Below are 25,770 nucleotides of genomic sequence, written 5' to 3' on the forward strand. Positions count from 1 at the left end.
CGGCTTGCTGGCGGGCATGGTCTTTTCGGCAGCCGGTTTCCCGGCCGCCATGTCAGTCGATGACGACGAGTTCGCGCGCCACGTCGCAGAGGCGTTCGCCGCCGCGATCCGTGACGACGAACGATTCCGAGATGGCGATGCCGAAATCGTCGAGCCAGACGCCGGCCATGAAATGGAAGCACATCCCGGGCTGCATCTCGGTGGTGTCGCCGGGACGAAGGCTTGCGGTGCGTTCACCCCAATCGGGCGGATAGGCGAGCCCGACCGGATAGCCGACGCGGCTTTCCTTCTTCAGCCCGTTCTTCCTCAACACTGCCTGCCAGGCGGCTTCCACCTGTTCGGCGGTGTTGCCGGGGCGCGCCTTCTCGAGGCCAGCGTCGACGCCCTCGACGATCGCCTTGGCCATGTCGAGGATGGCTTGCGGCGGCTTGCCGAAATGTACCGTCCGGGTCAGCGCCGCATGATAGCGGCGCCGCACGCCGGCGATCTCCAGAATGGCGAGGCCGCTGTCCGGCAGCGGCGCGTCGGACCACGTCAGATGCGGCGTGCTGGTGCCCTCGCCAACGGGCATCAGCGGACAGATCGCGGCATAGTCGCCGCCCGCTCCGGGCACGCCCATGATCTGCGCGTGATAGATTTCCGCAATGACATGGTTCTGAGGCACACCGCGCCGCATTTTCTCGATGGCACGGTTCATGGCATGCGTGCAGATCGCACCCGCCTCGCGGATCAGCACCAGCTCGGCGTCGGATTTGACCAGCCGCGCCCAGTTGACGAGATCGTGGTTGTTGGCGAAGTGCGCGTCGGGCAGCCCCTCGACAAGGTGGGCGTGGCAGCGCGCAGTGTAATAATGCGCGTCCATCTCGACGCCGATGCGGGCTTTTCCCCAGCCGCGCGACCGGATCAGTCGGGCGAGTTCGTCATAGGGGTGTTCGACGGGCTGCTGCACCAGCCGTTCCGAGAACGGCACGATGTTTGTCTCCGGCAGGCCGGTGGTCAGGCGTGCGCTCTTGGCATCCTGTGCCCTGCCGAACCAGATCGGCCGGTCTTCCTCCAGATGGACGAGCACGCACTGCGGAACGTAGAACGACCATCCATCATAGCCGGTCAGCCAGCACATGTTGGCGGGATCCTGACAAACGATGAGATCGAAGCCGGCTTTTTGCATGCGTGTCTTCACGCCGGCGAGGCGCTGCCCATACTCCGCTTGCGTGAATGTCCCGAAGCCGTTCGCGGTCGCCACCGAAATCCTGCCTTCCAGGTATGCCGTTTGCCTTTTGTAACTGGCAACTAGGCCAAATTGTGCACAACTCGACGTCAATTTGCTGGCTAACTGCGAATTATCGCCGAATTTTCATGGTTTCTATATCTCTGCTTGCGAAATGTCTAGGGCAGTTGTATACGTCTGATCAAGCAGGCGTCGACCTCGAAGAAGGCCGCGCCCTGGGAACCATCCACAGTTGTCCAATGGGAGAAAAGCATGCTCAAATCATCGATATCGCGCCGTATGGTCGTGAAGGCGGCTGCCTGCATCGCACTCGCCGCGACGTCATTGACGTCGTTGTCCGCTCACGCGGAAACCACCCTCGAACGGGCCAAGAAGGACGGCTACATCCGCGTCGGTTTCGCCAACGAGGCGCCGTTCGGTTACGCCACGCCAGACGGCAAGCTGACCGGCGAGGCCCCTGAAGTCGCCAAGGCGGTGCTCGCCAAGATGGGCATACCGCAGGTCGACGGTGTTTTGACCGAATTCGGCTCGCTCATTCCGGGTCTCAAGGCCGGCCGCTTCGACATCATCGCCGCCGGCATGTTCATCACTCCGAAGCGCTGCGCCGAGATCAACTACTCCGAGCCGTCCTACGGCATCGGCGAGGCTATGCTGGTGGCAAAAGGCAATCCGAAAGGCATCAAGGATTTTTCCAGCATCAAGGACAATCCGGATCTCAAGCTTGCCGTGATGGCCGGCGCCGTTGAAGGCGGCTTCGCCAAGGAAGCGGGCGTTGCCGATGGGCAGATCGTCTCCTTGCCTGACCAGTCCAGCCTAGTCGCCGCCGTCCAGTCGGGCCGCGCCGACGCTGCCGCGCTGACCGCTCTTTCGATCGCCGACATGGCCAAGAAAGCCGACGGTGTCGAATCGACCAAGCCCTTCGGCGAGGTTGCCGGCAAGTCGGTGAAAGGCCATGGCGGCTTCGGCTTCCGCAAGGAAGACACCGACCTGCAGGAGGCGTTCAACGCCGAACTGAAGAAGTTCCTCGGTTCGCCGGAGCATATCGCGCTGGTCGAGCCACTCGGCTTCGGCAAGGACTATCTCCCCAACAAGACCACCGCAGAGCTCTGCGCTGGCAAATAGGTTCCCAACTGCTGGCGGCGCGAAAGCGCCGCCCTTTTTTCCCGGGGGAATCGCATGGGAATCCGTACGCTCATTGCCATGCTGGTCATCGCGCTCGTCGTGATCGGCGCGTTGGCAACACAGGAAAGCTATAGAGTGTTCATGCCGGGCCTGCTGCAAGGCGCGGTCCTGACGGTCGAGATCGCCGTCCTCGGCAGCCTGCTGGCAATTATCATGGGCGTGCTTGCAGCACTTGCAAGGATGTACGGCCCGACGCCGCTCAGATGGCTGGCCACGGTTTACGTCGAGATCTTCCGCGGAACGTCGGCACTGGTGCAATTGTTCTGGCTGTTTTTCGTGCTCCCGCAATTCGGCGTCACGATCAACGCGTTCGTGGTGGCGGTGCTCGCGCTCGGCCTGAATGTCGGCGCTTACGGATCGGAGTGCGTGCGCGGCGCGATCCAGTCCGTTGCCCGCGGCCAGTGGGAAGCGTGTACGGCATTGAACATGAGCCGCCCGCAGATGCTGCGCCGGATCATCCTGCCGCAGGCCTTTGTCGCGATGATCCCACCCTGGGGTAATCTGTTCATCGAGCTTCTGAAATCGACGGCGCTGGTCTCGCTGATCACGCTTTCGGATCTCGCCTTCAAGGCGCAGCAAATGAACCAGAACACGTTCAAGACCATTCCGATCTTCACCCTCGTTCTTTTGATGTACCTGGCAATGTCGCTGGTTGTGACCATCGGCATGCGGCTTCTTGAAAGGCGGGCGTCGCTCGGACTGGCGCGGGGGAAGGCGGCATGATCTGGGATTGGGGATTTGCCCTGGAAATCCTGCCGGTGCTTGCTCGCGCCGCCGTCATTTCCATCGAAGCGACGCTGATCGGCTTTGCGCTTGCCGCTTCGCTCGGCCTGGTGCTGGCCGTTGTCCGCATCGCCGTGCCATGGACCAGCTGGACGATTTCGGTGCTGGTCGAGCTGATCCGCTCGACCCCGCTGCTCATCCAGATATTCTTTCTCTATTTCGTCTTTCCGAAATTCGGTGTCGTGCTCGACGCTTTCACCGCCGGGGTGCTGGCCATCGGCATCCACTACGCCGCCTATTGCTCCGAGGTCTATCGCGCCGGTTTCGACAACATCCATCGCGGCCAGTGGGAAGCTTCGATCGCGCTCAATCTCTCGTCCTGGACGACGTTCCGCGACATCATCATTCCGCAGGCGATCCCGCCGATCGTTCCGGCGCTCGGCAATTATCTGGTGGCCTTGTTCAAGGAAACGCCGTTACTTTCCGCAATCGCCGTGATGGAACTGATGCAGACCGCCAAGATCATCGGCTCCGAAACGTTCCGCTACACCGAGCCGATCACGCTGGTCGGCCTGTTTTTCCTTGCCATGAGCCTGGTTTCGGCGGCGCTCATCCGCTCCCTCGAAGGGCTGCTCAACCGGAGGACCACCCGATGACTGAACAACCGATGGTCCGCTTCGACAATGTATCGAAACGCTACGGCACGTTAACCGTTCTCGACGGGCTCAATCTCGAAATAGCGCGCGGCGAAAAAGTCTCGGTCATCGGTCCGTCGGGTTCGGGCAAGACGACGGTGCTGCGCATGCTGATGACGCTGGAGACGATCAATGACGGCGTCATCTGGGTCGAAGGCGAGCCGCTGACCCATATGGAGAGGAACGGCAAGCTTGTTCCCGCCGATCTCGCCCACATCCGCAAGATCCGCGCCAAGATCGGCATGGTGTTCCAGTCGTTCAACCTGTTTCCGCATATGACGGCGATGCAGAACTGCATCGAGGCGCCGATAACAGTGCTCGGCATGAAGCGGGCGGACGCCGAGGCAAGGGCGGCGGAGCTGCTGGAACTGGTCGGCCTGGCCCAGAAGAAGGACCACTATCCGTCACAGCTTTCCGGCGGCCAACAGCAGCGCGTCGCCATCGCCAGGGCGCTGGCAATGCGGCCCAAGATCATGCTGTTCGACGAGGTGACGTCGGCGCTCGACCCGGAGCTTGTCGGCGAAGTGCTGCAGGTGATAAGGCAAATCGGGCGCGAGCATGATCTCACCATGCTGATGGTCACCCATCAGATGGGCTTCGCCAAGGAGTTTTCTGACCGCGTTTGTTTCTTCTATCAAGGCAAGATCTGCGAGCAGGGACCGCCAAGCGAACTGTTTGGTGCTCCCAAGAACGAGCGGACACGGCAATTCCTGCACGCTGTCCTGGAGGCTGGGTGACGATCGAGACAGAGGCGAAGCCGCCCACGACGGTGACCGCCGCGCCGCCGCGCCCGCTCTCCGCGCGGGAGCGGTTCGAGCGCATCTACCGGATATTGCGCGACCGCATCTGCCTGCTCGATTATGCGCCGGGAAGCCACCTGTCCGAGGAAGAACTTGCCCAGGAATTCGAGATCAGCCGCACGCCGGTCCGGCGCGTCCTGGCGCGCCTTGAATCCGAGGGTCTGGTTCAATCCGTCCACGGCGTCGGCACGATCGTCACCGACGTCGACATCGAGGAATTGCAGCAGGTCTATCATCTTCGCCTCGAGCTGGCGCTCCTCGTCGGCAAGCTTTCGCCGATCCCGCGCACGGCGGACGACCTCGACCGGATACGGGCGCTCATCGCGCGCTGCGATTCCGATATACTCAATCCCGACCAGCGCGCTTTCCTGCGCCTCAACATGGATTTTTTCTACGAGCTCACGGCGATGACCGGCAACCAGCCACTGCGCGAGATCAGCGAGCGCCTGTATTTTCAGGTCGCGCGCGTCGTCCTGAAGCTGATGCCGCAATTGGGCCTTGTCGAGGAATTCACCGCGTTCCGCCGCGAAATGGAAGAGGTCCTTGCCGCCGCTGAGATCGGCGACTGGGAGTCCATCGGGCACATAAGGCGGGCGCATATCTCAATGAGCTTCCGCCGCATGATGCGTCACGCAGGCGAGGCGAATCTGGATAGAGCTACATAATCAGCGCTTAAGATTGTGCCGGTGGCCTGCCGTCGAACTTGCCTAGTTGCCAGGGAAAGCATGGCCGCCCGCCCGGTGCCGACAGAATTTGCCAGCACCGGCGAGACTGCAGGCCGGCGCCGCCCTTAAAGAGGATTCTCATTCGGTATGTTGGCGGGATTCCAGACAACCTCCCATAGGTGTCCGTTCGGGTCGCGGAAGTATCCGGCATATCCGCCAAAGAACGTGTCCCGGGCAGGCTTGATGATCTCGGCTCCGGCGCGGGCGGCCTCGTCCATCACTAGATCGACTTCTTCGGGGCGCACAACGTTGTGGCCGATTGTGAACGAGGTCGAACTGATCGGCGCTTTGGGCAGGCCGGTGTCGTAGGCGAGGTCGTCCTGAGCCCAGATCGCGAGCTTCAACCCGCCGGACAGCGTGAAGAACGCGACGGCGCCATGCTCGAATTCGCGGCCGATGATCCCTTCCGTCGGCAAGCCGAGACCGTCGCGGTAGAACGCGAGAGAACTCTCGAGGTTGGCGACAGCGATAGTCAAAACCGAAATGCGCGGTTTCATGGCAGTCTCCTCTGGTTGTCGGAGACACCAGGATAAAGTCGGGCGACAATGAAGACTTGAACAAAACGGCCAACCGCGCGCCGCCAAGTCGAAGGACGCGCCGAGGTTTCACTTGTTGTGCAGCAGGTGATGAATCTGTCGCGGGGTGCTTCCTGTCAAGCGTCGGCTCTCGCGGACAAGCGCCTGGTCGGAATAGCCCGCCTCGGCTGCCAGGATGGCCGTAGCGCTGTTCGATTGGCTCCAAAGCCGCAGAAAGCGCTGGTAGCGGAGGATACGGTCAAGCGTTTTGGGGCCATAGCCGAAGCTCTCGTCGAAGCGCCGGCGCAACGTCCTTTCGCTCATCTCGAGTGCGCGCATCAACCAAGGGACGAGCGGCGCGTCGGGTGGCGGCCCGCGCTCGATCAATCGATATGCCGCCTGCATGGGAGCGTCTGGCGCGCGGGAGGCCGCCTCCTCGGCGACGACCTGTTCGAGCGAACAGGCCAGATCTTCGAAATTGTCGCCAGCGCGCACGCGGCTGGCGAGGCGCCGGGCTCGCGCTCCCCATAAATCGTCGAGCAACAGCCTCTGGCCGACCAGTTCGATTTGCGGCACGCCGAGCCATGCCGCCGCCGTGGCAGGATGAAAGCGCAAGCCGATCACGTTCTCGTCTGCCGACATGACCTCGGTCTGCGGCTCCTTGTCGGGGCCGGCAATTCGGAAGCTGCCTCCGATCCATTGCAGGTCGATCGTTGCATCGGGCATGACGACGATTGGCGGTGCGCCCGCCGGGTCCATTCGATGCGCCCACACCGAAGCAAAGCTCCCGTGAAGCCGCGCCGACGCTGGACGTTGCTGAAATGAACCCGTTGCCTGCGCTGGGACGGGATCGCTCATCTCGCTCCTCTTCGGATTACCGGCGGTGAACCTACGACGCAGTGGCTGCGCCCGCCGTCGCTCGAGACAACAATCTGCACGACCGACAACGTCTGCCAATCGAGAACGGTTGCAAGAATCGGTTGTTTCTTCCGGCAGGAAGGAAGAGGGCAGGTGAACAATCATGTCAGATGCATCGCCTCGGCAGCGCCGTGTGAAGCCATAGGTCGATGGCCGTTTTGTTCAATCCGGCAGGCGAGATGCGTGCTTATCTTTCGCCGTCGTACATCACACGAGAGGTATGCATGATGAGCAACAACAACGATCAACGGATCGACTACGTCGAATTCAACGTGAAAGACATTCAGCGGTCACGCGACTTCTACGGAAAGGCCTTCGGCTGGACCTTCACTGACTACGGCCCGCAATATTGCGAGTTCAACGACGGGCGCTTGTCAGGTGGCTTCGCCGCTGGGCCAGCGAGGTCCGGAGGAGGCCCGCTCGTCATTCTCTATGCCGATGATTTGCCGGCAACGGTCAAGCGGGTCGAGGAAGCGGGAGGCACGATCGTCAGGCCGATTTATGGGTTCCCCGGCGGCCGGCGCTTTCATTTCGCGGATCCGGATGGTTACGAGCTAGCGGTTTACACCGAGGACGGCAGCAAGGAATGATCGCGTTCTTCCACCACCTTGGATTGGTTTTGCTCGGCGGCGTCTTTATCTGGGCGGGCGCCGAGCATTTCCTCAGGTTCCGGGCAGTTACAGCGTCCCTGGCCGAGCGGGGCTTTCCTGCTCCCAGGCCTCTTCTCGCGGCCGGATCGGTGCTGGAGATCGCAGGCGGCTTTTGCCTAGCAGCGGGCCTTGGTGGACCCTTTCCCGCCGCGACCTTGGCCGTATTCACCATTGCGGCGTCGTTCATGGCGCTCAACTTCTGGCGCTACAGCGGCGATGAACGCGAAGCGCTTCGTACCGGCTTCACCATCAATGTCGCCGTCTTGGGCGGGTTGATTGTCGCCGCGACCACTAGCCTGTGATCATCGTTTCGAGGCGGCGGGCCACTGGACCACGACAGAGCCATTCCACGACGCTGCGCTGCCTGGGCATTTCGTTGATGGCTTCCGCAAGGCCGATCTTCCAGCGTGACCTCCTAAACGGCCAGCATTGAACGCGGCGCTCTGTACAAAGCCTGCGTCAGGATCGCGACGATGAATCCCATCCCCTGCGATCCTCCTCTAAGGTACGGCGCCTTGGCTGTCATGGGTCGCCTTAGGCGCTCACGAATGCGCCTCTGAAACTCCGTGTTCTGATGTCGTTGCCTCCTCGGCACGGTTGGTGCGACCTATTCCTCAAAGCGACCCGTGGCGTCACGATCGCGCTCGTATCGTCTGGTGAGCGGAAACGGCGGCAACCAGGACTCGCGTCGGATGATCCAGCTTTCGTAGGTTGGCATCAGTTGGTCAGGCGCATCCAGGGACCCCAGGTTTACTTCGATTTCGTCTGCGGTGCGTCCGAAAACGGAGGAGCCGCAGCGGGGACAGAAAAACCGCCCGGCGTAGTCGCGTGTTTCGCCGTCGATCGTCACCGCATCCTCAGGAAAAATCGCGGAAGCGTGAAAAAGGGCGCCATGATGCTTGCGGCAGTCAAGACAGTGACAAAGGCCGACCCGGTATGGGCGCCCTGACGCGACAATTCGGACGTTGCCGCACAGGCAACCGCCGGTGAATCGGTCCATGCTGCGTCTCCTCCAAAATCAAGCGGCCGGAATGGTTACAACGACCGGCACTGTTGTTGCAATCGCCGCGCCGCGGGCGGGGACACGTCGTTCTTCCGTGGCGACGACATTGCAGCCGCCTCTCTATGCCTTGCGCGAGCTTGCCGCCGAAAATAGGCTTTGGTTTGTCATATGGAACGAAACGGCGCGTTCCATTGAGCCGCCAACTCGGCGGCCGAGGCGATCTTGACGCCGCAGTCGGCGAGTATGCGTGCGACGGTCGCTACCAGTTCGGCGTTGGACGAGGCTATGCTGCCGTCCGGAAGGAAAAGATTGTTTTCGAAGCCGACCCGGACATGGCCGCCAAGCAACGCGGCGGCGGTCACGCACGCCGCTTCGTTGCGGCCGAAGGCGCAGACGCTCCAATGGTCGAAGCGCGGCATGTTCGCCGCTAAGAACGGCAGGAGATCGGCAGGTACGGATGTCTGTCCCGGCGTGTAGCGGCCCAGCACGTAGAGAACCGGTATGCTTGCCCAGGGGATCAGTCCGCGCTGCTGCATGTCCGAAAGCCTGACGGCCTCCTCGGGCGAATAGAGGATGATCTGCGGCGCAACCCTCTCGGTGTGCAGCCAGGCCATGAAGCGCACAAAGGCGAGTTCCGATCCGGCATCAGGAACGATTTCGCGAAGCGCCAGCGAGACAGCTTGCGGCTTCACATCTTGTACGACGGCCATCTGTTGGGCCGGCGAATAGATACCGAGCGCTTCGGAGGTGATCTGAATTATCAAGCGGTCGCCGGCAGCACCGCGGATGGCGGCGATCGTCTGGCGGTAGGCGTCGGCGTTGAGCAGATGATTGCCGCTTCTGTCGCGGACATGGACGTGGATCATAGCCGCACCGGCATCGGCGCATTCCGCGGCCGTCCTCGCAAGTTCGGCTGGTGTCAGCGGAATCGCCGGATGGTCGGCCTTGCTGCGACGTCCCCCGTTCGGGGCGACGGCTATGGCGATGCGGTCGAGACCATGGGCCGGCTTCATGGGGACGTTCTGTGAGTGACAAGATTCATATGAATCAACCTTTGATCACACTGAAACAGACGTTGCAATCGCTGGTCTGGCGAGCTAGCAATATCCATGGACCAGGGAGAGCTTGCTGGACAGATCGTCACTGCCTTCGACGGCATGTCGGCGCAGCTTCGGTCCGCTGCGCGCTATGTCCTTGATAAGCCGTATGATGTCGCGCTGTTGTCTATGCGCGAGCAGGCCCGGCACGCAGGAGTGCAGCCGGCGACGATGACGCGGCTGGCCCAGCATCTCGGCCTTGATGGCTACGAGACCGTACGCGATATTTACGCCGCCGCGATCCGGGACGGCGAAATCGGTTTCGCCGGCAAGGCGGGCCTTCAGGTGGCCAGCCAAAAGCTCAAGGGCGACCACGCGCTGGCGGCCGATATTCTGGATTCGATTTCCAGCCAGCTTTCCCATCTCGCCGAAGGCAGGTCGATCGACCGTCTGGTCGAGACGGCCAGGGCGCTGAGTGCGGCAAGGCGCGTCTATTGCCTCGGCCTGCGCTCGAGCCACGCAGTCGCCTGGCATCTGCATTACATCCTGTCGCTGATCGGCGAGAAGTCGGTGTTGCTGCACGGCATCGGCGGAACCGATGGCGACGCTCTGGCCCATGCGACCAAGGACGACGTGCTGATCGCCGCCAGCGTCCTGCACTACACGCGCTTCACCATCGAACTTGTCGAGTACGCTGCCGGCCGCGGCGTACCGGTCATTGCGATCACCGACAGCGGGGTAGCGCCCTTGGCGCTGCTTGCCGATCACCTAGTGGTCGTGCCGACGGGCAGCCCGTCCTTTTTCCATACTATGACGCCAGCTTTCATCGTTGCTGAGATCCTCGGTGCTCTTGTCGCAGGGCAGGCAGGCGAGGGCGCCGTTGAGTCGCTGCGACGTTTCGATGAGCAGGGCGCCGCTCTCAAGACCCATCTGAACCAACGTCCGCCGAAGAAAATGCCCATGAGGGACCGTCGATGACACACATTCTTCATCGAACCATCCACTCGACGCTCCCGGTCGCCATTCGCGGCCAAGGCATCGAACTGTTCGATGCCGAGGGCAAGTCCTATATCGACGCGTCGGGCGGCGCCGCCGTGTCCTGTCTCGGCCACGGCCATCCCGACGTGATCGCTGCACTGCACGCCCAGCTTGAACGCATCGCCTACGCCCACACCAGCTTCTTCACCACCGAGGTGGCGGAGCGCTTGGCGGATCGGCTGGTCGAGGACGCGCCGAAAGGCTTGGACCACGTCTATCTAGTCAGCAGCGGCTCGGAGGCGGTCGAGGCCGCGCTCAAGATGGCCAGGCAATATTTTGTCGAGAAGGGCGAGCCGCAACGGCGCCATCTCATCGCACGCCGGCAGAGCTATCACGGCAATACGCTCGGCGCTCTTGCCACCGGCGGCAACGAATGGCGGCGCGCCCAGTTCAGGCCGTTGCTGATCGAGACCCACCATATCGACCCCTGTTACGCCTATCGCTATCAAAGGCATGGCGAAAGCGACGAAGCCTATGCGGCGCGCGCCGCCCAGCAGCTCGAAGACAAGATCCTAGAACTCGGCCCGGACGAGGTCATCGCCTTTGTCGCCGAGCCGGTGGTGGGTGCCACGCTCGGCGCGGTGCCGCCGGTCGCGGACTACTTCAAGCACATTCGCGCGATTTGCGACCGCTACGGCGTGCTGCTCATTCTCGACGAGGTGATGTGCGGCATGGGCCGTACCGGCACGCTGCATGCGTGCGAGCAGGACGGCATCGCTCCCGACCTGCTGACCATCGCCAAGGGGCTCGGCGGTGGCTACCAGCCGATTGGCGCGGTGCTGCTCGGCCGGCATATCTTCGATGCCTTTGCCCAAGGCTCGGGCTTCTTCCAGCATGGGCATACCTATATGGGCCATCCAATGGCAGCGGCGGCCGGCCTTGCCGTGCAGGAGGTCATCCGGCGTGACGGTCTGCTCGACAACGTCAGCGCAATGGGCGCGCAGCTGGACGAACGCCTGCACCAACGCTTCGATAACCACCATCACGTCGGCGACATTCGCGGGCGGGGTCTATTTAGGGGAATCGAGCTGGTGGTTGATCGCGCCAGCAAGGAACCATTCGACCAGAGGCTTGAACTCAACGCCCGCATCAAGCGCGAAGCAATGGCCCGCGGCCTGATGATTTATCCGATGGCCGGGACGATTGATGGTGTGCGGGGCGTTCATGTGCTTGTGGCGCCGCCATTCATCATTTCCAAACAGGATATCGATCGGATCGTCGAACGGCTCGGTGAGGCGATCGACGCTGCGATCGCTTCAGCGGCCTGACCCGCACGACGCGGACCGCCTCAACCAGTTCCAACGCGTCATCGGCGACGGGCCGGGACACCCACCAGAGAGGTAGCAACCATGTACAGTTCAATGAAAACCCTGATCGGCGCGGCGGCCTGCATGCTGCTGGCGCTGCCATCCGTCGGAGCCGAGCAGCGCTTCGTCACGGTCGGCACCGGCGGGGTCACCGGCGTCTACTACGCCGTCGGCGGCGCCATTTGCCGACTGATGAACAAGGACCGGCAGAAAACCGGCATCCGATGCTCGACGGAGTCGACCGGCGGTTCGGTCTTCAACGTCAACTCCATCCAGACCGGCGACCTCGATTTCGGCTTGACCCAATCGGACGTCCAGTACCAGGCCCATGAGGGGACCGGAAATTTCGACGGCAAGCCGTTCAAGGATCTGCGGGCCGTGTTCTCCGTCCATCCCGAGCCGTTTACCGTGCTAGCGCGGCCGGACGCCGGCGTCACCAAATTCGAGGATTTCAAAGGCAAACGCTTCAACATCGGCAATCCCGGGTCAGGCACCCGCTCGTCCATGGAGGAGTTGCTCAAGCAGATGGGCTGGACGCTCGGCGATTTCTCGCTTGCCGCGGAGCTGAAGGCGGACGAGCAGGGCAGCGCGCTGTGCGACAACAAGATCGACGGTTTCTTCTACGGCGTCGGTCATCCTTCCGCCGCGATCCAGGATCCGACCACGGCCTGTGGCGCCAAACTCATCCCGCTGACCGGTCCGGCAGTGGACGCGCTGTTGGCAGCTCATCCGTACTATTCAGTCGCCACCATCAAGGGCGGCATGTACGCCAACAATCCGGACGACGTGACGACATTCGGCGTCCGCGCGACAGTGGTGACGAATGCCAGCACGCCCGATGAGGTGGTCTACGAACTGGTGAAGTCGGTCTTCGAAAATTTCGACGACTTCAAGAAACTGCATCCGGCTTTCGCCAATCTCGATCCCAAGGAGATGGTCAAGACCGGTCTGTCGGCGCCAATGCATCCGGGCGCGGAGCGCTATTACAAGGAGAAGGGCTGGCTCTGAGGCCTTCAATGCGAGGCGCCACAGGCGCCTCGCATCGCAAAATAATTGTAGGGAACGATGACAGATCAAAGCCAGCGGGCGGCAGGGCCTGACCAACCCGTTATCGACATTGACAAGCTTAGCGAGATCGTCGCCGAGGCCGACACCGGTGGGCGCAAGCCGACCGGCCGCACCGCGAAGCTGATCCTCGGCGTATCGCTGGCATGGTCGCTGTTCCAGCTCTGGTATGCCTCGCCCCTTCCGTTCATGCTCAATTTTGGTGTCGTCAGCGACGGCATCGCCCGCTCCATCCATCTGGCCTTCGCCCTGTTTCTGGCGATGCTGACGTTTCCGGCCTTCAAGACCTCGTCGCGCAGCCGGGTGCCGCTGCCCGACTGGGTGCTAGGCATCGCCGGGGCGGCGTCCGCCCTGTATCTGTTGGTCTTTTACAGCGATATCGCCCATCGGCCGGGCCTTCCTACTACGGCTGACCTGATCGTCTCGATCGCCGGCGTCCTCATCCTGCTCGAGGCCGCCCGTCGCGCCGTCGGGCCTGCCATCACCGTCATCGCGGCGATCATGCTGATCTATATCTTCGCCGGGCCTCACCTACCTGGCCTGCTCGGCCACAAGGGCGCGACGTTATCGCGCGCAGCCTCGCAGATGTGGCTGACGTCGGAGGGGGTCTTCGGTGTTGCCCTCGGTGTGTCCACCAACGTCGTCTTCATGTTCGTTCTGTTCGGAACATTGCTGGAGCGCGCCGGCGCCGGCGGCTTTTTCATCCAGCTTGCCTTCTCGCTGCTCGGCAAATACCGCGGCGGTCCGGCCAAGGCCGGTGTCGTCGCTTCCGGCCTGACCGGCATGATTTCCGGGTCGTCGATCGCCAATGTCGTGACCACCGGAACCTTCACCATCCCGCTGATGCGTCGCGTCGGATATTCTGCGGTGAAGGCCGGCGCCATCGAATGCGCGGCCGGCGTCAATGGTCAGCTGATGCCTCCGGTGATGGGCGCCGCCGCGTTCCTGATCGCGGAATATGTCGGCATCTCCTATGCCGAGGTGGTCAAGCACGCCTTCTATCCGGCGCTGCTGACCTACGGCTCGTTGTTCTACATCGTCGATATCGAGGCGATGAAGACGGGGATGAAGGGCCTGCCGTCACGCAGCACGCACTCCGCATTTCAGAGTGCGCTGCGCGGGCTGATGGGCGTATGCGGTTTCATCATCTTCGCAGGGCTTGCCTATTACGGCATTGGCTGGACGAAGATCGTTTTCGGCGCGGCCGCGACCTGGATGATCACTGCCGCGCTGATCGCCGTTTACATCGGCCTTGTCGCCTACCGGGCGCGTTATCCCGACCTGCCGCTGGAGGATCTGGAGGGCGAGATCGTCAGGATTCCCCACTTCGGCGAGACGGCGCGCACCGGCCTGCATTTTCTGCTGCCTGTGATCCTGCTGATCTGGTGCCTGATGGTGGAGGAGTTGTCGCCCGGCCTGTCGGCATTCTGGGGCGCTGTCGCCCTTATGGCGCTGATCGTCACGCAGCGGCCGCTCACCGCCTTTTTCCGCAAGGACCGAGCGCTGGCGCAGCATTGGCTTCACGGTTTCGACGATCTGGTCGGTGGCCTGTCCGCCGCCGCACGCAACATGACGACGGTCGGCATTGCCACTGCGACGGCCGGCATCATCGTCGGAACGGTTCTGCTCACGGGCATCGGGCTGGTAATGACCGAGCTGGTCGAATTCATCTCGGGCGGCAGCTTCATCGTCATGCTTTTGTTCACCGCGGTGATCTGCATCATTCTCGGCATGGGCATGCCGACCACTGCAAGCTATGTCGTCGTCGCCACCTTGATGGCGCCGGTCATCGTCGATTTGGCGGCGCAGAACGATCTTGCCGTGCCGCTGGTCGCCGTCCACATGTTCGTTTTCTATTTCGGGCTGATGGCGGACGTGACGCCGCCAGTGGGCCTGGCGGCTTATGCTGCTGCGGCAATTTCCGGCGCCGATCCGGTGAAGACCGGCATTCAGGGCTTCAAGTACGAGATCCGTACCGGCCTGCTGCCGTTCATCTTCATCTTCAACACCGGACTGCTGATGATCGATCTCGAAGGTCCGTTCGATTTCGTCGCGATGGTGGTGACATCGACGCTGGCCATGGTCTCGTTTGTAGCAGCGACGCAGAATTGGATGCTCGTGCGCAACCGCTGGTACGAGACGATTGCGTTGCTTGTGGCCTGTTTCATCTTGTTCAGGCCAGGATTGTTGCTCGATCAGGTGAGTGAACCGTATCGGGCAGTACCCGCCACCGAACTCAGCCGTATCGTCGACGAGACGGCCGAGGGAGGCGCGGTTCGCTTGCGCCTGACGACACTGAACCTCAACGGCGATGAGATATCGAAGCTGGTTCGGCTGCAGCTCGGGCCTGCAAATTCATCGGCCGAACGCCTGAAGGCTGCGGGCCTGGACGTCAGTGCGCTTGGCGATAGCGTGACGGTCGGCGTCGTGCGACTGGGCAGCCAGGCGGCCAAATTCGGCCTGCAGCCCGGCGACGAAATCAACCAGGTGCTAGTCCCGGCGGAACGGACGTCGCGCTATTGGTTCGCCATTCCGGCTCTGCTGTTGCTCGGTCTCGTCGTCTGGGGCCAGAAGCGGCGAAGGCGGACGGTTGGTCTGTAAACGTCTTGTGAGCGGAAGCGTCTTGGCCAGCATGTCGGTAGCAAGAGAACCAAACGACGCCCCGGAGCCGGCTAACGCGGAAATGCGCATGCCGACGCGCGACCGCCCCTTCGAACCCGTCGACTACGGGCTTTACGCGCTGACGGTCATTGCCTGGAGCGCATCGTGGTTCGCGATCGAGCTTCAGGTCGGCAGCGGCGTGTCGAACGAGGTCAATCTGGTTTGGCGCTTCGCCATCGCCACGCTGCTGATGTTTGCCTGGGCAGGTTTTTCCGGCCGGCGTCTCCGCTTTTCGATCACCGATCATCTGCGCTTTGCAGTGCTCGGCATCCTCATCTTCTCGTCGAACTTCCTGTTTTTCTATTATGGCGCCGGCTATCTCGTCAGCGGCTTGCTCTCGGTCGTCTTCTCGCTCGCCTCGGTAATCAACATGCTGCTCGGTGCCTTGGTCATCGGCGAGCGCCCGGCGCCGCGCATTCTCGCCGGCGGCCTCATCGGCTTCGCCGGAATAGCGCTGATGTTCTTTCCCGAAATCGCCGCCAACGGGCTTTCCGGCGGCACGTTGGTGGGCCTTCTTCTGTGCCTCTGCGGCACGCTGAGCTTCTGCGCCGGCAATCTCGTCTCCGTCGCAAACCAGCGCCGCGGCCTGCCGCTCGTTTCAACGAGCGCCTGGGGCATGCTTTATGGCACTCTGTGGTCGACGTTCCTGGCCTTCCTGCTTGGTGAGCCGTTCGTGTTCGCGACGACGGCCTCTTATATCGGCTCGCTGGTCTTCCTCGCCGTCATATCGACCGTCGTGGCTTTCGCCGCCTACCTGACGCTGCTCGGACGCATTGGCGGCGCCCGCGCCGGCTATGCGACCGTCATATTTCCCGTCTTTGCGCTTTTGATCTCCACGGCGCTGGAAGGCTATGCCTGGACTGCGTACGCGATCATCGGGCTCGTCCTCGTCGCCGCCGGGAACGTCCTGGTCATTCGCGGAGGACGGCGCTGACGCATGGAATGCTTGCGCAATGCCGCCGCGTTCCGGTTGTGCGGGCCGCGGTTCTATCGAGCTTGACTCTCCGCATGCTCTGTCTAAGCTGCGGTCAATGGGTCAGACCAATGTACCAGGGTTGGCCCGGGAGGGAACTAAACGCGCATGCCGATCCAGGCCGTTGAACCACGCCGGCTTTACCGACAGGTCGCCGATCAGCTCAGGCAGCTGATCGATGCCGGCGAGTTTTCCGTCGGCGACCGCCTGCCAACCGAGCGGGATCTGGCCGATCAGCTCGGAATTTCCCGCCCGACAGTCCGTGAAGCGCTGATAGCGCTGGAGGTCGAAGGCCGCATACGCATCCGCGTCGGCTCGGGTATCTACGTCACCGATCCGCCGAGCGCCGCCGCCTCCGAACCCGAAGTCGAGGAAGGCCCGTTCGAGCTGTTGCGCGCGCGCGAATTCGTCGAAGGCGCGATCGCCGCCGAAGCGGCCCTCCATGTCCGGCCTGCAGATATCGAACGGCTCGACGACGTGCTGCGCCGGATGGAGGCCATGCGCCACCCCAACAAGATGACCATTGCGCTCGACCGGGAATTCCACACCGCTGTCGCCGGCATTCTCGAGAACGCGGTGCTGGTGCGCTTCATCGGCGAGCTTTTCGACCAGCGCATGAACCCGTACTTCGAACGCCTGTCGATCTATTTCGAGACCAGCGATTCCTGGCAGGTCGCGGCAAAGGAACATCGTGCCGTGCGCGATGCAATTGCCGCGCGCGACCCCGAGCGGGCCAAGGCCGCCATGCAGCAGCATCTGCGCCAGTCGCAAATCAGATTCTCACGCAATTTCGATGAGAGAGCCGCAGCCAAGGAGGTTGCGGAATAGCAGTTGGCCGGGGGGAGATCCGGCCGTCAAGTTCAACCAGGGAGGAATTAGATGCTGAGAAAATACGCAGTTCTGCTCGGTGCGATCGCCGCAATTGCCATACCCATGGCGTCGGCCTCGGCGGAAACGGTCCTGAAATGGGCACATGTCTACGAGACGACGGAGCCCTTCCACACCGAATCCGTGTGGGCTGCCGACGAGATCAAGAAGCGCACCCAGGGCCGCTACGCCATCGACGTCTATCCGGCCTCGCAGCTTGGCAAGGAAGCAGACATCAACCAGGGCCTGATGCTCGGCACCGTCGATATCATCATTTCCGGATCGAGCTTCGCGGCGCGCGAATATCCACCGATCGGCGTCACCTATTTCCCATACACTTTCCGCGATGCCGACCATCTGCTGAAATACACCAAGAGCGACGTCTACAAGGCCCTGACCAAGGGCTATGAGGACAAGACCGGCAATCATATCGTCGCCACCACCTATTACGGGACGCGGCAGACCACCTCGAACCGTCCGATCGCCAAATGCTCCGACATGCAGGGCCTGAAGATGCGCGTTCCCGACGTGCCCGCCTATCTGGCCATGCCGCGTGCCTGCGGCGCCAACACCGCGCCGATCGCCTTCGCTGAGGTCTACCTGGCCCTGCAGAACGGCACGGTCGAGGCCCAGGAGAACCCGCTGACCACCATCGAGGCGAAGAAATTCTACGAGGTGCAGAAGAACATCGTGCTGACTGGCCATATCGTCGATCATCTCAACACCATCATATCGGCGTCGCGCTGGGCCTCGCTTTCCGACGAGGACAAGAAGATCTTCACCGAGGTGATGCAGGAGGCCGCCGCCCGCGCCACGGCGAAGATCGTCGCCCGCGAAAAGGAACTGGTGCAGGTATTCAAGGACCGCGGCATCACCGTAACCGATGTCGACCGTGCCGACTTCGAGAAGAATGTGCTGGAGAAGGTCACCTTCGAGGAGTTCGGCTACAACAAGGCCGATTGGGAAGCGATCCGCGCCATCAAGTAGGGCATCGGGAAATCGGATGCTCAACCAAGAGAATAGGGCGGCAATCGGATTCGCCACTTGCCCATCCGTCCGGCTTCAAATTGCGCCGGACGGCCCTTCCAATCCTTGACGACCCACCAGCTTCGGGAGCCCGCGCCAATGGCCGAGGAACACCACACCGAGATCACCGTCGAAGAGATCGCGCACGCCTTCGAGGAGGTGCCGGTCGACGTCGACCTGTCGGACCACGGTATCGAGGATTGGGTCACGCTTGCCGTGTTCTGGGGCATGGTCGTCTGTGTCTTCCTGCAGTTCTTCACCCGCTATGCGCTGAACAACAGCTTTGCCTGGACCGAGGAGATCGCCATCAACGCGCTTGTCGTCGTTGTCTTTCTCGGTGCCGCCATGTGCGTGCGCCTTTCGCGCCATATCCATGTCGACGTGCTTTACCACTATCTGCCGGAGCGTGTCGGCCGCTGGCTGGCGCTCGCCGTCGATATTGTCCGCATCGCATTCTTCGCCTACGGAACATGGCTGATGTGGCGCTACGTCACGATCGTGGCGCATGAGCGCATGGTCACCGTCAACCTGCCGCGGCGCTGGTTCTTCTACGCCGTACTGGCCGGGTTCGTGCTGATGCTTCTGCGCTCGATCCAGGTCTTCATCGGCAATTACCGGCGCGGCTATTCGGTGCTCGAGCGTCCTGGTGCGTTCGAGACGGCGGGGGTCTGAGCGATGCTGCTTCTGGTCGGGGGCTTTCTTGTCCTGATGCTCATCGGCGTGCCGGTCGCCGTTTCGATGGCGGCCGCGTCGATCCTATACCTCGTCATCTACGGCGTCGCGCCCGATATCATCGCGGCCCAGCGCATGATCGCCGGGGTGGAGAGCTTTCCACTGCTCGCCGTGCCCTTCTTCATTCTGGCCGGCAACCTCATGAACATCGCCGGCGTCACCGGGCGCATCTATTCCTTTGCCCTTGCCCTGGTCGGCTGGATGAAGGGCGGCCTGGCGCAGGTCAACATCATCGGATCGGTGATCTTTTCCGGCATGTCGGGCACCGCGCTCGCCGACGCCGCCGGTATCGGCACCATCGAGATCAAGGCGATGAAGGACCACGGCTATCCCATCGACGCCGCGGTTGGCGTCACCGCCGCTTCCGCCACGCTCGGGCCGATCTTTCCGCCCTCGCTGCCCTTCGTCATCTACGGCATGATGGCCAATGTCTCGATCGGTGCCCTGTTCATGGCCGGCATCCTGCCCGGCGTGGTCATGACCGTGCTGATGATGATTACGGTTGCCATCTTTGCCTACAGTCGCGGCTGGGGTTCCGACACGCCTTTCGAGCTTCGGCGGCTGGCCGAAGCGGCGGGCGAGGTGCTGGTGGTGGCTGCCTTTCCGATTGGCTGTTACGTGCTTGTGCAGCTTGGCCTGTCGATCAACATCGCGGTCGGCATCGCGCTGCTGGTGCTGATCGCGGCGGACTGGTATTTCGATTTCTCCGCGGTCATGGCGCTGATGACGCCGGTCATCCTGATTGGCGGCATGACGATGGGCTGGTTCACGCCGACCGAGGCGGCGATGGCGGCCGTGATCTGGTCGCTTTTCCTCGGGCTGGTGCGCTACCGCACGATGACGCTGCGTTTGCTTGCCAAGGCCAGCTTCGACACGATCGAAACGACCGCCTCGGTGCTGTTCATCGTTACCGCCGCATCGATCTTCGCCTGGCTGCTCACCGTCAGCCAGGCAGCACAGCTGTTTTCGAACTTCATTTTCGCGCTCACCGAAAACAAGTGGGTCTTCCTGATCCTGGTCAACATCCTGATGCTGGTGGTCGGCTGCTTCCTCGATACGATCGCCGCGATCACCATTCTGGTGCCGATCCTGCTGCCGGTCGCCGCCGTCTACGGCATCAACCCGGTGCATTTCGGTCTGATCATGACGCTCAACCTGATGATTGGGCTTTTGCACCCGCCGCTCGGCATGGTGCTCTTTGTGCTGTCGCGCGTCGCCAAACTCTCGGTCGAACGCACCACCATGGCGATCCTGCCGTGGCTGGTGCCGCTTATCGTGGCGCTGCTTCTGATCACCTTCATACCCGCCATCACGCTTTGGCTGCCGACCGAGATGGGCTTGATCCGGTGAGCGGCCAGGTGATTGCCGCGACGCTGTTCGGCCCGCAGGACCTGCGCGTCGTGGAGCGTCCGCTTGAACCGCTGGCACCAGGTATGGTGCGGGTGCGCTTTGGGGCAGGGGGCATCTGCGGCTCCGACCTGCATTATTTCCGCCATGCCCGTACCGGCGACTTCGTCGTCACTTCGCCGCTTGTCCTCGGCCACGAAATCTCAGGCGAAATCGTCGAGATCAACGGCGCCGCGCCCGGTCTGGGCGTCGGCGACCACGTCGCGGTCAATCCGTCGCGCTGGTGTGGGCATTGCGCGCGATGCCTGGAAGGCCGCGCCAATCTCTGCGAAAACATCTATTTCATGGGTTCGGCATCGAAGACGCCGCATATGCAGGGCGGCTTCGCCAGCCTGTTCGACCCCACGCCCGCGCAATGTTTCAAGGTTCCATTTGATGTGGCCTACCAGGCGGCCGCACTTGCCGAGCCGCTGGCGGTCAGCCTGCACGCCATCGCGCGGGCGGGCGACATCAGGGGCCGCAACGTCATCCTGTTCGGTGCCGGCCCCATCGGTCTCTTGGCCATGCTCGCGGCCAGGCTTGCCGGCTGCGCTGAGCTTACGGTCGCCGATATCGCCGCCGCTCCGCTCGCCTTCGCCCGCCGGCTTGGCGCCGACAGGACGATCGACCTTTCCAGCGGCGACGCCGAGCTCCAGGCGCTTGCTGCCGGCGGTTCGCTTGATGTGGCGTTCGAGATTTCAGGCACCGCCGCCGGCCTTGCCGCGGCGATCGCCAGTGTCCGGCGCGGCGGCACGGTGGTCCAGGTCGGCAATCTTCCCGGTGGCCAGATCCCGCTGCCTGCCAATGCGGTGATGGCCAAGGAGATCGACCTCAAAGGCACCTTCCGCTTCGGCACGGAGTTCGGCCGGGCGGTCGATCTCATCGTTTCGGGGGAGGTGGATGTCCTCAAGCTGGTGACGGCGGAGCGCACGCTTTCCGCCGCCCCAGACGCGTTCCGTCTTGCCGCCGACCGTTCACAGAGTGTCAAGGTCGTGCTGACCGCCGACTGAATCGTGGTTTTGCCAGATCGTTAGTAGCCATAACTCATTGCGAACGGACGAAACTCAGAACGTGCTCGACGTATATGCTCCCACCCAGGTCTCCGGTTAAACTCGGGAGCAATACCCGGCAGCTTGCTGTCAAAATTGTTGGCAGCAAATCCGCTCGCGATTAAAGCCCCTTCGTCGCGAGATTTCGCTCAGTTCGGCCATTCCTCGTCCTGCCAACCGCGCGCTGCGTGGATCCCCCCCAAAATTGAAATGCTTTCCCGGCCGCCCTTGGCGGTCACGGCATAAGCGATGATGTAGGGCAGGCGACTCACAGGCTTTTCATAGGTGCCGGATACACGGCCGGGTCGCCCGGTTGCCATTTCCCCAAGCGCGGCCCCTGCGTCCAGAATCCGGTCTGCTACCAGGCGCGCAGCGCGCGGATTATCCTGCGAGATATAGGCGATCTGTTCCTTGATGTCGTCCAGCTCACCGCGAGACCACTGAACGGCTCGCGTCACACCTTGCGGCCCGTGCCGGCATCAATCGCAGCATAAATTTCTGCCATAGCCTTATCATGAGACACGATGCGCCCAGCTTCGACATCAGCAAGGCCGCGCTTGATACCTTCAATGATTTCAAGCTCGCGATCGACATACGCTGCGACGGCTTCACCTGCGAGGAACGACTTGCTACGCCGGGTGTCGGTTGCGATCCGGTCGAGCTTTTCCTTTACATCGGGACTGACGCGAATTGTCATAGTGGTGCTAGCGGCCATAGCGGTGTCCTGTGTTGATCTGTGTACACCTTAGCACAGAGCGCCGCGCTGGTCCATTATCCCTTGACCGCCGAGCCGACGATCGAATCCACGAAGAAGCGCTGCAGGAAGGCGAAGAGCATCAATGGCGGCAGCACGGCGAGCGTGGCGCCGGCCATGACAAGTCCTGTATTGAGGGCGCCTCTGTTGTAGCTGAGCAGGCGGCTGAGGCTAATGACGATCGGATAATCCTCTGCATTGCCCTGCAAAACTGTCAGCGGCCACAGATAGCTGTTCCAATGATAGACGAAGGCAAACAGCGCCAGTGCCGCGATCGCGGGCGCCAGACTGAATCGAGGATGCGCAAAGTCCCTGTTTTTTGCCAGGCAATCGGCGCTTCACTGTGCGGGTACAAATAGAATGTGCGACCGTGCTGGCTTCCCAGCATCAGAGCATACGCCTGTAACCTTCATAGCCCGATGCCGCGCTTCTTTCCCAGGTTCCAATCCACGCCCCCCGTATCCGAGCACACGACCCCGATGACTTGATTACCCAATCGCTTTTCGAGCGACGGCGACCAGGGCACGAGCTTGAATTCGAGCCCATTGTCGATCATCGCGAGCCGGCCTGAAGCCAGCGAGAAACGCCGCCGGTAAATCCCAGCCACATGATCGCCGTTGGCAGCCTTCGTGAATGAGAGGCCCGTCTCGGCGGCGAGGCGGGCACCGAGCGATTCCACCTCATGATCGTGTAGAGTATCGATCAGATTGCGCACAAGAATGACGCGCTGTCCCTCGCGCCTGGCCAGATCGCGGCTGACAAGGTGGTCGACCCGATCTTGCAGTGCCTGTCTTACGTCCCTGCCAAAGCCGCCGTCACCGAATTCGGCAGGCTCGCGTGCAACGAGTTGGCGATCGAGCCAAGTCGCGCCGGAAGCATGGACCTGCTGTTCGATTGAGAGGTCGGAGCGGACCGCGAGCGTGACCCGGCCACCGCCATTTGCACTCGCATCGCGGCACAACTCCACGACCGAGCCCGGGTCGGAGTCTCCGGCCGCATCAGGGTCATGGAAGCGAATGTGGTGCGTGCGTCCATCAATGCCATCGACGATGGCATAGGCCGCGCCGCGCCGTTCGTCATCAAGGCCGCGTTCGAGCAGTCGGCCGATCACGGGCGCATCAATCTTTTCGGCGGCCAGCACATAGTCGGCCGTCCCTTTTTCTAGCCCATGCACAGTGAGGCTGCGGTGCATGCGCTTGATGATGTCGCCGCGTTCACCGAGGGTGCGCAAAGTGGCCTCGGCCTCTTCGACCACCATCCACTGGCCGGGACGGATCTCGTTCGCGAGGCCCAGGCTTTCCAGTTGCCGCAGCCGGCCGACTTTTAGCCCCAGGAACTCGTCGGGCCGGCGATCAGGGTGTGGCGCGAGATCAATGATACCATGACGGTCGGCGTCACGAACAAGCTGGCGATCGAGCTGCGTCCAGCGCTCAGTGTCGACCTGGTGCTCGATGGCCTGGCGGATGTCGAGGTCCGTGCGGAGCCCAAGCGTCTGGGTGAGAATGTCGCTCGCCCGATCGCGCATGCCCTGGCGGATGTAGTCGCGCGAGATGACAAGGCTCTCGCCATCGTCGGCAACGCCGCGAACGAGGATGTGAACGTGCGGATGTTCGGTGTTCCAGTGATCGACGGCTATCCAGTCGAGCTTCGTGCCGAGGTCGCGCTCCATGTCGACCATCAGGTCACAAGCGAAGTTCTTGAGGTCGCCGAGCTCCATTGCATCCTCCGGCGAAACGATGAAACGGAAGTGATGCCGATCATCCTTGCAGCGGTCGCAGAAGGCGTCATGATCTGCATCTTTGGTGTCGGGACCGAACATCCTCGCCTTCTCACCGTCACGTGTAACACCTTCGCGGCGAAGATATTTGAGATGGGTGGCGAGTGGCGCAGACCCTCTGAACTGCCGTACCACACGGGTCTTGACGACGGCGCCGCGTGAGCTGTCAGAGATGAGGCGACTGGCGCGGATGCTCGCTGACCTGCCGCGGCCAAACGTTGAAGCTCGCGGGGAGGTGATCCGACCCTCGCGTGTAAGGTGCCCGCCGGCGCGCTGTGTGGCCGCAAGAGCCTGGAAGATGAAGGGTCGTGCGCGCTGGCCGGCGCGGGAGCGGATGCGACCGGGGCGGACGCGAAAGCTATCGTCACGCTTCATGCTAGACGGCCACGAGGTGCGGTTTCCATTGAAAGACTGAAAAATTGGGAATAGCGCACATCGCTGATTGTGCCAGCACATTGCGAAATGAGACGAAAATCGTAAGGAAAACAATCGGCCGAACCGAGCCGCACCTCGCGGCCCTTTATCCTGCCAATCTCTCTGTTCTCATCCACAGCCAACCCTTCCGCCGCAATTTCCGCGACGGAACAGGCCGGAATGCAATTGAGGAGGAACGTGGCGATCATCGCGATATGGCTAAAGAGGGTTGAGCGAATAGGCCGGAAACAGCGTGGTTCGATTGGAAATCGGTTTCACTCGGCCGTGGCTCGATCGCGGTCAGGTCCGCAACAGGATTGCCCATTGGCGACCCCATTGCGGACGAATGAATCGCCGCAAAGATCGTCTCGCCATAACCATTGCCATCCGATGCAGTGGCGTTCCGAATGTCATGGGGATGCGCAAAGATCGTTGCACGGAGCGAGCTGGCTCTGCCCCTTCCTTGCCGCGCGCGCCGCGGACTGAGAACTGCACCATCGAGCAGCGGCGCGAGTTTCCTGACGTAGTCGACCGTCTCGCGTGGCAGCGGACGGCCGGTTAAGAGATGTTCGGTGTACCGACCAGGACCGGCATTGTAAGCGGCAAGAAAGCCGCTGCGCCCGAAGCTGTCGAGCATTTCGCGAAGATATGCTGCACCTGCAAGAATGTTGTCACGCGGTTGATAGGGATCGTCACCGAGACGGTATTTGATGCGCAGTTCTTCCCACGTCGCCGGCATGATCTGCATCAAGCCCATTGCGCCCTTGCTTGAAAGCGCACGAACATCGCCGACGCTCTCAACATGCATGACGCCGCGCAGCAACCGCTCTGGAATGGCGAAGCGTTTTGACGCTTCTCGAATATGCCGCGACCACGGGCCAGCCGACAAGATCGTCGACTCGGAGTGCGCCGGCCGTTCACCATGAGAGGAAGCCGCTGCACCAGTTTCGGGCGCCACGAAGCCAAGCATGACACATGCGGCAAACGTCGTCATGCCTCTGTGGGCTGCATCCCGCAGACCGCAGAACCGATGCGCCGCCAGCCTGCGACGGTGTTCGCTTCCGTTAAGGGCAGGGGCTCGCCGATCGAACCGGCTTTGCCAAAACTGTGATGAAATCGGCGTCCGCAACCACAAGCAAGTGTCAGGCCCCCTCTGGGCTGCGTCGCGGGCGGTCGGGTCGAAGGGTTTGACCGGCGCGCAATGGATCAAAAGGGTTGCCGAGAAAGATTCGTCGAAGGGCTCCA

At 62.1% G+C, this 25,770-nt stretch carries 27 protein-coding genes; 17 read left to right on the forward strand and 10 right to left on the reverse strand.

Translation table 11 applies throughout. The features are described from left to right. Positions 1–52 precede the first annotated feature (52 nt). Positions 53–1,243, reverse strand: coding sequence for a M24 family metallopeptidase (locus NKI97_RS28550; protein WP_352837827.1), 1,191 nt, complete (start codon positions 1,241–1,243; stop codon positions 53–55). 237 nt (positions 1,244–1,480) lie between these two features. On the opposite strand from NKI97_RS28550, the gene ehuB reads away from it, so the two are divergent. From ehuB to NKI97_RS28575, 5 genes are read left to right on the forward strand one after another with little or no spacing between them, the layout of a single operon-like run. Further along, positions 1,481–2,350 carry an ectoine/hydroxyectoine ABC transporter substrate-binding protein EhuB gene (gene ehuB / locus NKI97_RS28555; RefSeq protein ID WP_352449795.1) on the forward strand — a complete coding sequence of 290 codons (870 nt, stop codon included), beginning with the start codon at positions 1,481–1,483 and terminating at the stop codon, positions 2,348–2,350. Between the two features lie 54 nt (positions 2,351–2,404). Beyond that, a complete protein-coding gene (ehuC, locus tag NKI97_RS28560) occupies positions 2,405–3,133 on the forward strand; it encodes an ectoine/hydroxyectoine ABC transporter permease subunit EhuC (protein WP_352470566.1) in 729 nt (242 codons plus the stop codon). After that, entirely contained in the window at positions 3,130–3,789 is a 660-nt protein-coding gene (ehuD, locus tag NKI97_RS28565) for an ectoine/hydroxyectoine ABC transporter permease subunit EhuD (RefSeq protein ID WP_023674259.1), read from the forward strand. Before ehuC ends, ehuD begins: the two co-directional genes overlap by 4 nt. After that, a complete protein-coding gene (gene ehuA / locus NKI97_RS28570) occupies positions 3,786–4,565 on the forward strand; it encodes an ectoine/hydroxyectoine ABC transporter ATP-binding protein EhuA (protein ID WP_023717024.1) in 780 nt (259 codons plus the stop codon). Before ehuD ends, ehuA begins: the two co-directional genes overlap by 4 nt. Then, positions 4,562–5,293: a GntR family transcriptional regulator gene (locus NKI97_RS28575; protein ID WP_023674261.1), complete on the forward strand. Its 732-nt coding sequence runs from the start codon at positions 4,562–4,564 to the stop codon at positions 5,291–5,293. Before ehuA ends, NKI97_RS28575 begins: the two co-directional genes overlap by 4 nt. 125 nt (positions 5,294–5,418) lie before the next feature. Here NKI97_RS28575 and NKI97_RS28580 read toward each other — a convergent pair whose 3' ends face one another. Continuing rightward, positions 5,419–5,850, reverse strand: a complete 432-nt coding sequence (locus NKI97_RS28580; RefSeq protein ID WP_352837829.1) for a VOC family protein — start codon at positions 5,848–5,850, stop codon at positions 5,419–5,421. A gap of 108 nt (positions 5,851–5,958) precedes the next feature. Beyond that, positions 5,959–6,726, reverse strand: coding sequence for an AraC family transcriptional regulator (locus NKI97_RS28585; protein WP_502907130.1), 768 nt, complete (start codon positions 6,724–6,726; stop codon positions 5,959–5,961). 284 nt (positions 6,727–7,010) lie between these two features. Here NKI97_RS28585 and NKI97_RS28590 point away from each other — a divergent pair, with 284 nt between their 5' ends. After that, positions 7,011–7,376 carry a VOC family protein gene (locus tag NKI97_RS28590; protein ID WP_352745818.1) on the forward strand — a complete coding sequence of 122 codons (366 nt, stop codon included), beginning with the start codon at positions 7,011–7,013 and terminating at the stop codon, positions 7,374–7,376. Then, positions 7,373–7,738: a DoxX family protein gene (locus tag NKI97_RS28595; RefSeq protein WP_352837832.1), complete on the forward strand. Its 366-nt coding sequence runs from the start codon at positions 7,373–7,375 to the stop codon at positions 7,736–7,738. The genes NKI97_RS28590 and NKI97_RS28595 overlap by 4 nt, the downstream gene beginning before the upstream one ends. Positions 7,739–8,043: 305 nt before the next feature. On the opposite strand, the gene NKI97_RS28600 is transcribed toward NKI97_RS28595, so the two are convergent. After that, positions 8,044–8,436, reverse strand: coding sequence for a GFA family protein (locus NKI97_RS28600; protein WP_352452141.1), 393 nt, complete (start codon positions 8,434–8,436; stop codon positions 8,044–8,046). A gap of 167 nt (positions 8,437–8,603) precedes the next feature. Further along, positions 8,604–9,452, reverse strand: a complete 849-nt coding sequence (locus NKI97_RS28605; RefSeq protein ID WP_352745661.1) for a beta-keto acid cleavage family enzyme — start codon at positions 9,450–9,452, stop codon at positions 8,604–8,606. Between the two features lie 96 nt (positions 9,453–9,548). On the opposite strand from NKI97_RS28605, the gene NKI97_RS28610 reads away from it, so the two are divergent. From NKI97_RS28610 to NKI97_RS28655, 10 genes are all read left to right on the forward strand, one after another. After that, complete coding sequence (locus tag NKI97_RS28610) at positions 9,549–10,454, forward strand: MurR/RpiR family transcriptional regulator (RefSeq protein WP_352837834.1); 906 nt, start codon at positions 9,549–9,551, stop codon at positions 10,452–10,454. Beyond that, the gene (locus tag NKI97_RS28615) at positions 10,451–11,782 is read left to right on the forward strand and encodes an aspartate aminotransferase family protein (RefSeq protein ID WP_352837836.1); all 1,332 of its coding nucleotides are present in this window, start codon (positions 10,451–10,453) and stop codon (positions 11,780–11,782) included. Before NKI97_RS28610 ends, NKI97_RS28615 begins: the two co-directional genes overlap by 4 nt. A gap of 93 nt (positions 11,783–11,875) precedes the next feature. Continuing rightward, on the forward strand, positions 11,876–12,829 hold the full coding sequence (locus NKI97_RS28620) for a TAXI family TRAP transporter solute-binding subunit (protein WP_352837845.1): 954 nt from the start codon (positions 11,876–11,878) through the stop codon (positions 12,827–12,829). A 57-nt stretch (positions 12,830–12,886) separates the two neighbouring features. Next, positions 12,887–15,487 carry a TRAP transporter permease gene (locus NKI97_RS28625; RefSeq protein WP_352837837.1) on the forward strand — a complete coding sequence of 867 codons (2,601 nt, stop codon included), beginning with the start codon at positions 12,887–12,889 and terminating at the stop codon, positions 15,485–15,487. Positions 15,488–15,575: 88 nt separating this feature from the next. Then, entirely contained in the window at positions 15,576–16,481 is a 906-nt protein-coding gene (locus NKI97_RS28630) for a DMT family transporter (protein WP_352452147.1), read from the forward strand. Between the two features lie 147 nt (positions 16,482–16,628). Further along, the gene (locus NKI97_RS28635; RefSeq protein WP_352452148.1) at positions 16,629–17,348 is read left to right on the forward strand and encodes a FadR/GntR family transcriptional regulator; all 720 of its coding nucleotides are present in this window, start codon (positions 16,629–16,631) and stop codon (positions 17,346–17,348) included. 51 nt (positions 17,349–17,399) lie between these two features. Then, a complete protein-coding gene (locus NKI97_RS28640; protein ID WP_502894239.1) occupies positions 17,400–18,374 on the forward strand; it encodes a sialic acid TRAP transporter substrate-binding protein SiaP in 975 nt (324 codons plus the stop codon). Between the two features lie 138 nt (positions 18,375–18,512). Then, positions 18,513–19,085 (forward strand): TRAP transporter small permease, encoded by a 573-nt coding sequence (locus NKI97_RS28645; RefSeq protein ID WP_352745671.1) that lies wholly within the window; start codon positions 18,513–18,515, stop codon positions 19,083–19,085. Positions 19,086–19,088: 3 nt separating this feature from the next. Continuing rightward, on the forward strand, positions 19,089–20,495 hold the full coding sequence (locus NKI97_RS28650) for a TRAP transporter large permease (RefSeq protein ID WP_352452150.1): 1,407 nt from the start codon (positions 19,089–19,091) through the stop codon (positions 20,493–20,495). After that, positions 20,492–21,541 (forward strand): L-idonate 5-dehydrogenase, encoded by a 1,050-nt coding sequence (locus NKI97_RS28655; protein WP_352837839.1) that lies wholly within the window; start codon positions 20,492–20,494, stop codon positions 21,539–21,541. Before NKI97_RS28650 ends, NKI97_RS28655 begins: the two co-directional genes overlap by 4 nt. A 188-nt stretch (positions 21,542–21,729) precedes the next feature. Here NKI97_RS28655 and NKI97_RS28660 read toward each other — a convergent pair whose 3' ends face one another. The 5 genes from NKI97_RS28660 to NKI97_RS28680 all read right to left on the reverse strand — a co-directional run bounded on the left by NKI97_RS28660 (position 21,730) and on the right by NKI97_RS28680 (position 25,519). Then, positions 21,730–22,038 carry a type II toxin-antitoxin system RelE/ParE family toxin gene (locus tag NKI97_RS28660; protein WP_352452152.1) on the reverse strand — a complete coding sequence of 103 codons (309 nt, stop codon included), beginning with the start codon at positions 22,036–22,038 and terminating at the stop codon, positions 21,730–21,732. After that, the gene (locus NKI97_RS28665; RefSeq protein WP_352452153.1) at positions 22,035–22,295 is read right to left on the reverse strand and encodes a CopG family ribbon-helix-helix protein; all 261 of its coding nucleotides are present in this window, start codon (positions 22,293–22,295) and stop codon (positions 22,035–22,037) included. The genes NKI97_RS28660 and NKI97_RS28665 overlap by 4 nt, the downstream gene beginning before the upstream one ends. 448 nt (positions 22,296–22,743) lie before the next feature. Further along, positions 22,744–24,486 (reverse strand): relaxase/mobilization nuclease domain-containing protein, encoded by a 1,743-nt coding sequence (locus NKI97_RS28670; protein ID WP_352745679.1) that lies wholly within the window; start codon positions 24,484–24,486, stop codon positions 22,744–22,746. Beyond that, positions 24,483–24,734, reverse strand: coding sequence for a hypothetical protein (locus tag NKI97_RS28675; RefSeq protein WP_156937256.1), 252 nt, complete (start codon positions 24,732–24,734; stop codon positions 24,483–24,485). The genes NKI97_RS28670 and NKI97_RS28675 overlap by 4 nt, the downstream gene beginning before the upstream one ends. Beyond that, on the reverse strand, positions 24,731–25,519 hold the full coding sequence (locus NKI97_RS28680; protein WP_352452155.1) for a lytic transglycosylase domain-containing protein: 789 nt from the start codon (positions 25,517–25,519) through the stop codon (positions 24,731–24,733). The genes NKI97_RS28675 and NKI97_RS28680 overlap by 4 nt, the downstream gene beginning before the upstream one ends. Between the last annotated feature and the right edge of the window lie 251 nt (positions 25,520–25,770).

Origin of the sequence: Mesorhizobium sp. M0296 (assembly GCF_040321675.1) — a bacterium.
GTDB lineage: Bacteria > Pseudomonadota > Alphaproteobacteria > Rhizobiales > Rhizobiaceae > Mesorhizobium.

Coding starts and splice junctions, on each gene's coding strand:
- ehuD (WP_023674259.1), top strand. CDS start 3,130: ATGATCTGGGATTGGGGATTTGCCCTGGAAATCCTGCCGGTGCTTGCT.
- NKI97_RS28590 (WP_352745818.1), top strand. CDS start 7,011: ATGATGAGCAACAACAACGATCAACGGATCGACTACGTCGAATTCAAC.
- NKI97_RS28650 (WP_352452150.1), top strand. CDS start 19,089: ATGCTGCTTCTGGTCGGGGGCTTTCTTGTCCTGATGCTCATCGGCGTG.
- NKI97_RS28665 (WP_352452153.1), bottom strand. CDS start 22,295: ATGGCCGCTAGCACCACTATGACAATTCGCGTCAGTCCCGATGTAAAG.
- NKI97_RS28630 (WP_352452147.1), top strand. CDS start 15,576: ATGCCGACGCGCGACCGCCCCTTCGAACCCGTCGACTACGGGCTTTAC.
- NKI97_RS28595 (WP_352837832.1), top strand. CDS start 7,373: ATGATCGCGTTCTTCCACCACCTTGGATTGGTTTTGCTCGGCGGCGTC.
- NKI97_RS28645 (WP_352745671.1), top strand. CDS start 18,513: ATGGCCGAGGAACACCACACCGAGATCACCGTCGAAGAGATCGCGCAC.
- NKI97_RS28620 (WP_352837845.1), top strand. CDS start 11,876: ATGAAAACCCTGATCGGCGCGGCGGCCTGCATGCTGCTGGCGCTGCCA.
- NKI97_RS28615 (WP_352837836.1), top strand. CDS start 10,451: ATGACACACATTCTTCATCGAACCATCCACTCGACGCTCCCGGTCGCC.
- ehuC (WP_352470566.1), top strand. CDS start 2,405: ATGGGAATCCGTACGCTCATTGCCATGCTGGTCATCGCGCTCGTCGTG.
- NKI97_RS28580 (WP_352837829.1), bottom strand. CDS start 5,850: ATGAAACCGCGCATTTCGGTTTTGACTATCGCTGTCGCCAACCTCGAG.
- NKI97_RS28635 (WP_352452148.1), top strand. CDS start 16,629: ATGCCGATCCAGGCCGTTGAACCACGCCGGCTTTACCGACAGGTCGCC.
- ehuB (WP_352449795.1), top strand. CDS start 1,481: ATGCTCAAATCATCGATATCGCGCCGTATGGTCGTGAAGGCGGCTGCC.
- NKI97_RS28675 (WP_156937256.1), bottom strand. CDS start 24,734: ATGATCGCCACGTTCCTCCTCAATTGCATTCCGGCCTGTTCCGTCGCG.
- ehuA (WP_023717024.1), top strand. CDS start 3,786: ATGACTGAACAACCGATGGTCCGCTTCGACAATGTATCGAAACGCTAC.
- NKI97_RS28605 (WP_352745661.1), bottom strand. CDS start 9,452: ATGAAGCCGGCCCATGGTCTCGACCGCATCGCCATAGCCGTCGCCCCG.
- NKI97_RS28585 (WP_502907130.1), bottom strand. CDS start 6,726: ATGAGCGATCCCGTCCCAGCGCAGGCAACGGGTTCATTTCAGCAACGT.
- NKI97_RS28610 (WP_352837834.1), top strand. CDS start 9,549: ATGGACCAGGGAGAGCTTGCTGGACAGATCGTCACTGCCTTCGACGGC.
- NKI97_RS28680 (WP_352452155.1), bottom strand. CDS start 25,519: ATGACGACGTTTGCCGCATGTGTCATGCTTGGCTTCGTGGCGCCCGAA.
- NKI97_RS28600 (WP_352452141.1), bottom strand. CDS start 8,436: ATGGACCGATTCACCGGCGGTTGCCTGTGCGGCAACGTCCGAATTGTC.
- NKI97_RS28640 (WP_502894239.1), top strand. CDS start 17,400: ATGCTGAGAAAATACGCAGTTCTGCTCGGTGCGATCGCCGCAATTGCC.
- NKI97_RS28670 (WP_352745679.1), bottom strand. CDS start 24,486: ATGAAGCGTGACGATAGCTTTCGCGTCCGCCCCGGTCGCATCCGCTCC.
- NKI97_RS28625 (WP_352837837.1), top strand. CDS start 12,887: ATGACAGATCAAAGCCAGCGGGCGGCAGGGCCTGACCAACCCGTTATC.